At 71.0% G+C, this 5,874-nt stretch carries 6 protein-coding genes and 2 tRNA genes; all 8 read left to right on the plus strand.

Annotation, left to right across the window (positions count from 1 at the left end; all coding sequences use genetic code 11):
* Positions 1–1,132 (plus strand): VWA domain-containing protein (locus GT354_RS16590; protein ID WP_161357082.1); only part of this gene is annotated, 1,132 nt, incomplete at its 5' end.
* The gene (locus GT354_RS16595; RefSeq protein WP_237534998.1) at positions 1,129–3,198 is read left to right on the plus strand and encodes a hypothetical protein; all 2,070 of its coding nucleotides are present in this window, start codon (positions 1,129–1,131) and stop codon (positions 3,196–3,198) included. The genes GT354_RS16590 and GT354_RS16595, both read left to right, overlap by 4 nt.
* A gap of 50 nt (positions 3,199–3,248) precedes the next feature.
* A tRNA-Thr gene (locus GT354_RS16600) sits at positions 3,249–3,321 on the plus strand.
* 45 nt (positions 3,322–3,366) lie between these two features.
* A tRNA-Met gene (locus GT354_RS16605) sits at positions 3,367–3,442 on the plus strand.
* Positions 3,443–3,520: 78 nt separating this feature from the next.
* Positions 3,521–3,685 carry a 50S ribosomal protein L33 gene (rpmG, locus tag GT354_RS16610; protein WP_004571794.1) on the plus strand — a complete coding sequence of 55 codons (165 nt, stop codon included), beginning with the start codon at positions 3,521–3,523 and terminating at the stop codon, positions 3,683–3,685.
* A 162-nt stretch (positions 3,686–3,847) separates the two neighbouring features.
* Positions 3,848–4,309, plus strand: a complete 462-nt coding sequence (locus tag GT354_RS16615; protein WP_161357083.1) for a MaoC family dehydratase N-terminal domain-containing protein — start codon at positions 3,848–3,850, stop codon at positions 4,307–4,309.
* Position 4,310: 1 nt separating this feature from the next.
* Positions 4,311–4,739, plus strand: a complete 429-nt coding sequence (locus GT354_RS16620; RefSeq protein WP_161357084.1) for a MaoC family dehydratase — start codon at positions 4,311–4,313, stop codon at positions 4,737–4,739.
* Between the two features lie 34 nt (positions 4,740–4,773).
* Entirely contained in the window at positions 4,774–5,826 is a 1,053-nt protein-coding gene (locus GT354_RS16625; protein ID WP_161357085.1) for a UDP-N-acetylmuramate dehydrogenase, read from the plus strand.
* Positions 5,827–5,874 lie beyond the last annotated feature (48 nt).

Genomic DNA, 5,874 nt, shown 5'->3' on the forward strand with positions numbered 1-5,874 from the left:
CCAGAACCCACCCACCCCCCAAGACCTCCACCCCGCCCAAAGATGGACCCTCATCCTCGGCCGCCGCACAACAACCCTGAACGGCGCAGCCAAACGCGCAGCTCGGGCGCTGGACGAGCTGTACGGCACAGGCCAAGGCGAAGGCTCCCGCAGCGACCTGGCCGCAGGCCCCGGTGGAGGCGGAGGCCAAGAACCCCCGTACCCCGGCATCCGGGAATGGTCCGACGACCTGATCGCCCTGTTCGGCGACGCCATCCGCGAGGAGGTACTGGCCGCAGCCGCCACCACCGGCCGCACCGACGTACTCACCCACCTCGACCCCAATGCCGCCCGCCCGTCGGTCGAACTCCTCAAGTCCGTCCTCGACCACGCCGGCGGCCTCCCCGAGGCCAAACTCGCCCTGCTCCGGCCCCTCGTCAAACGAATCGTCGCCGAGCTGACCCGCGAACTGGCCACCCGCCTACGCCCCACCCTCACCGGCGTGACCGTGCCGCGCCCCAGCCGCCGCCCCGGAGGCGGCCTGGACCTCGCCCGTACCCTCCGAGCCAACCTGGCCGGCGCCCACCGCGCACCGGACGGCGCCGTGGTCGTCGTCCCGGAGAAGCCGATCTTCCGCACCAAGGCGAGCCGCAGCAGCGACTGGCGGCTGATCCTCGTCGTCGACGTATCCGGCTCGATGGAGGCGTCGACCATCTGGTCCGCCCTGACCGCGTCCGTCCTCGCCGGCGTCCCCGCGCTGAGTACGCACTTCCTGGCCTTCTCCACCGAGGTAGTGGACCTCACCGGCCATGTACACGACCCGCTCGGCCTGCTTCTGGAAGTCAAGGTCGGCGGCGGCACCCACATCGCCGCCGGACTCCGCCGGGCGCGCGAACTCGTCACCGTCCCCTCCCGCACCCTGGTCGCGGTGGTCAGCGACTTCGAGGAGGGCTACCCGATCGGCGGCCTCCTCGGCGAAGTCCGCGCTCTCGCCAACGCCGGTTGCCACGTCCTCGGCTGCGCGAGCCTCGACGACGCCGGCCGCCCGCGCTACTCGACCGCCGTAGCAGGCCAACTCGTCGCCGCAGGCATGCCCGTAGCGGCCCTCAGCCCCACCGAACTGGCCCGCTGGGTCGGGGAAAAGGTCCGATGATGCAAGCCCCCGACACCCAAACCCCCGACACCCAAACCCTCCCCCCGGTGGCCCCCGACGTCACCGCCGGCATCGTCGAAGCGCTGACCCCACGCCTGCGCAAACGCCTGGACGCAGCGATCACCAAGCTCGCCGCCTACCCGATCACCCGCGACGGCGACACCGTCCACATCACCGTCGGCGACGACGCCGAACTGACCCTGTACATCCCCACGGGCGCGGTCACCACGGCCGAAGACCTCCGTTGCTCGTGCCTCCTGGCCCCCGCCTGCGTACACCGCGCGGCAGCCGCCTCCGCCGCCCCCATCGCCGACCCCGACACATCAGCCGAACCCGACACATCAGCCGACCCCGGCACGCCAGCCGACCCCAGCGCATCAGCCGACCCCGGCGCATCAGCCGACCGAGGCACACCCCCCACCACCCCGGAACCCACCCGCCAGAAAACCGAGCAAACCCCCACCGCACCCACGACCACCCGGCCGACCCCAGCCGAACGCACCGCGGCCGACGCCCTGTGGACCGCCGGATCCGCCATCGTCGACGCCGGCCTCACCGGCTCCGGCGCCGTCCTCCAGGCCGCCCTCCTACGCGCCGCCCACACCGCCCGCCTGGCCGGCCTGCACCGCGCCTCGTCGGCCGCCGTGGCCACCGCGACCGGCCTGCGCACCGCCCGCAACGCCGACCCGGCCCACCGCCTGGCCGACCTCACCGCGTCCCTGCGCGAACTCCTGGACGTAGCACACGCGTTGCGCACGTACGACCCGACGACCACCACCCAGGTCACGGCGCCGGACACGCGCCCCGGCAGCCCGAATCCCGCGGCCTCCCCACCCAACGCAACAGGCGGCGAGGGTGGGCACACCTCCCCATCCGACCAACCCACAACCGCAACCCACCACACCCTGGCCACCCTCAGAGGCACCACCCGCCGCGCCTACGAACCAGCCGGTTCCCTACGCCTCTACGGCGTCTTCACCGAGCCGATCCTCACCACCGGCGGCTACGCCGGCGCAGTGACGACCATCCTCGACGCCACCGGAAAGATCAGGACCATCGGTGACGTGGCCCCCGGAGGCGCGGACCGCGCGACAAACGTCGCGGCCCGAGCCATCCGCGTCGGCGACACCTCGATCGACCCGATGGCGCTGACCCGAGCCGGCCTCGTGGTCTCCGGCGCGACCGAGTCCGCGAACGGCCGCCTGGGCGCCGGCCAAGGCGTCCGCGCCGCACGCGCCGGCGGCGCCGCGTGGACCGAGGACCCGCTCGACCGGCTGTGGACGGTCGCTCCCGGGGACCAGGTCGACCGCGTGATCCGCGCCCGCGACCTACCCCCCGACGACCGCCCCGCCGGCTCCGACCTGCTCTTCCTCGACGTCACCGTGCTCGGTACGACCGTCGGCGCGCGGGACCGCGTCGTCGCGGCCTGCGGGGATCTGACCGTCCATCTGCTCGTCGCGCACGACGACCCCGCGTTCGCCTACCGCGACAACCTGCGCCTGCTCGCGAGTTGGCCCGGACTGAGGCTGCGCCTGATCGGCCGGCTGGAGCCGACCGCGGAACGCGCGGTCCGAGTCCTGGCCGTCGGCGTGCCCCCGGGTGACGAAGGCCCGGTCCTGGTCCTCGCCCCGGACCGCCTCGGCCGCATCGACCTCGGCCTCGACCGCCTCCACCGCGCAGACCTCCCCAAAATCCCGCAAAGCGCCGATTCGGCCCGGATGATCGCGACAACCACCGCCCAAATCCCCAGCGCCCCGCTGTACCTGATGCACCGTCACGTCGAACGCGCGATCAGTGGCGGTCGCTCCGTTCTGGCCCTCGCCGGCTCGACCGCCGGCGACACCGCCCGACTACGGGCAGTGGGACTCGCCACGGGGGCCGAGCTCGTCGAACGCCTCACCCACGTGGCAGGGGGGCGCGAACGTGACGTATTCGGACGTCTCCTCCCCGGCGACAACGACCTTTTGTCCCGAGCCTGGCTGGCCGCAGCCGTGTACGCTCAAACCGTGGAAGGGGCTCTGACCAGGGCTGTTTGGTCATCTGAGACCCTTGCCCAGGTGCGCTGAGCCAATCGATTTCCGATCGACTACCGTCGGCGTGTATGGTTTTCCTGCTCGCCCCAATAGCTCAGTCGGTAGAGCGTCTCCATGGTAAGGAGAAGGTCTACGGTTCGATTCCGTATTGGGGCTCAGACGATGGGATCCCCGCCTGACCACAGGCGGGGGCCTCGTTGAGGCGGCGTAGCTCAGACGGTAGAGCAAGCGGCTCATAATCGCTGTGTCACCGGTTCAAGTCCGGTCGCCGCTACCAAGGCGAGCCGATACGGGGGAAACCTCGCATCGGCTGCTTTTGTCATGAACACCCTCTGACTGCAAGGAAGGCACTCCAGTGGCTGCCACCGACGTCCGCCCGAAGATTACGCTGGCCTGCGTGGAGTGCAAGGAGCGCAACTACATCACCAAGAAGAACCGGCGCAACGACCCGGATCGCCTTGAGATGAAGAAGCACTGCCCTCGCTGCAACGCGCACACCGCGCACCGCGAAACCCGCTGAGCGTTTCGCCCCGCGACACCGACGAGGCCACTCCCCGCAAGGGGGGTGGCCTCGTTGTCGTATCCTCCGCAGCGTCGCCTTCCGGGCCCGACGTCGGCGCGAATCCCGTCCCGACGCCGCCCCCGACGCCCATCGTCGCCACCGACCAGGGAGTACCGCTTCATGCCGCTGGACGCCAAGTTCATCGGGCGGACCTATCCGCCCACCGAGCCCTACGAGGTGGGTCGCGAGAAGATCCGCGAGTTCGCCGCCGCGATCGGTGACCCCAACCCCGCGTACCGCGACCCCGAAGCGGCCAAGCAGCTCGGGTATTGCGACGTGATCGCCCCGCCTACGTTCGCGATCGTCGTCACGATGCGTGCCGCCGACCAGGTGGTCTACGACCCCGAGCTGGGCCTGGACTACTCGCGTGTCGTGCACCGCGACCAGAAGTTCACGTACACCCGCCCGATCCGCGCGGGTGACCGACTGACCGTGGTGACGACCGTGGACGCCATCAAGTCGCTCGCGGGCAACGACATCCTCACCACCCGCGCCGAGGTCACCACCGCCGAGGGCGAGCACATCGTGACCGCGCTCTCCAGCCTGGTGTCCCGCGCCGCGACCGAAGACTCGGAGGCCTGATATGGCGGCGAAGATTTCGTACGACGACGTCGAGGTCGGTACCGAGCTGCCCGCGCAGAGCTTTCCGGTCAGCCGGGACACCCTCGTCCGCTACGCGGGCGCGTCCGGCGACTTCAACCCGATCCACTGGAACGGCCGGTTCGCGTCGGAGGTCGGCCTGCCCGACGTCATCGCGCACGGCATGTTCACCATGGCAGAGGCCGCCAGCGTGGTCACCACCTGGGCCGGCGACCCGGGCGCGGTGGTGGAGTTCGGCGTGAAGTTCACCAAGCCCGTCGCGGTTCCCGACGACGACCGCGGCGCGGTCATCGAGGTCACCGGCAAGGTCGCGGCCAAGCTCGACGACCGCCGAGTACGGGTGGACCTGACCGTCACCGCCGACGGCAACAAGGTCCTGGGCGTTCCGCGCGCGGTGGTCCAGCTCGCCTGAACGTCGGCCCGACCCGGGATGCGAGAATCCAACGGTGCAGCCTGAAACCGACGCGCCTCTCGCCTCCCTGACCACCCTCCGCCTCGGCGGACCGGCCGACCGGCTGTACACGGCCACGACGACGGACGCGGTGATCGAAACCGTACGCGCCGCCGACGAGCACGGCACTCCACTGCTCGTGCTCGGCGGCGGCAGCAACCTCGTGGTCGGCGACGAGGGCTTCGCCGGCAGCGTCTTGCGCATCGCGACCTCGGGGATCGCCCTGGACGGCCCGCAGGTCACCGTCGACGCCGGCGTCCCGTGGGACGACGTCGTCACCGCGGCCGTCGCCGCCGGCCTCTCCGGGATCGAATGCCTGGCCGGCATCCCCGGCAGCGCGGGCGCCACCCCGGTGCAAAACGTGGGCGCGTACGGTCAGGAAGTCGCCGAGACCATCACCGAGGTCGAGGTCTACGACCGCACCGAACACCGCCGCGCCACCCTGACCGCGGCCCAGTGCGGCTTCACCTACCGGCACAGCGTCTTCAAGGGCCACCACCGCTACGTCGTCCTGCGCGTGACCTTCCGCCTCCACGACGCCGCCGGCCTGTCCGCCCCGATCCGGTACGCCGAACTGGCCCGCACCCTCGGCGTCGACCCGGGCGACCGCGTCCCGGTGGCCGCCGCCCGCGACGCGGTGGTCACCCTGCGCCGCGGCAAGGGCATGGTCCTGGACCCCGCCGACCACGACACGTGGAGCGCGGGCTCCTTCTTCACCAACCCGATCCTCACCGTCGAGGCGTTCGCCGCCCTCGAACACCTGGCCGCCCAACACCTGGGCCCCGACGCAACCCCGCCCCGCTACCCGGCGGGCGAGGGCCTGCTCAAGACCTCCGCAGCGTGGCTGATCGAGCGCGCCGGCTTCCCCAAGGGCTACGGCACGGGCCCGGCCACCATCTCCACCAAGCACACCCTGGCCCTGACCAACCGAGGCCAAGCCACCACAAAAGACCTCCTGTCCCTGGCCCGAGAAGTCCGCACAGGCGTCCAGGAAACCTTCGGCGTAGACCTGACCAACGAACCCATCCTCATCAACGCTGCCCTTTAGTTAGAAGCCGGCTCGCGAAGCACCACTTTTCCTCCCCCGCTTCGCTCC

The organism is Streptomyces sp. SID3343, assembly GCF_009865215.1.
Classification (GTDB): Bacteria; Actinomycetota; Actinomycetes; order Streptomycetales; family Streptomycetaceae; genus Embleya.

What these genes read in the sequence shown, in the direction of transcription:
- GT354_RS16595 (WP_237534998.1), top strand. Translation starts at nt 1,129, where the DNA reads ATGATGCAAGCCCCCGACACCCAAACCCCCGACACCCAAACCCTCCCC.
- GT354_RS16615 (WP_161357083.1), top strand. Translation starts at nt 3,848, where the DNA reads ATGCCGCTGGACGCCAAGTTCATCGGGCGGACCTATCCGCCCACCGAG.
- GT354_RS16620 (WP_161357084.1), top strand. Translation starts at nt 4,311, where the DNA reads ATGGCGGCGAAGATTTCGTACGACGACGTCGAGGTCGGTACCGAGCTG.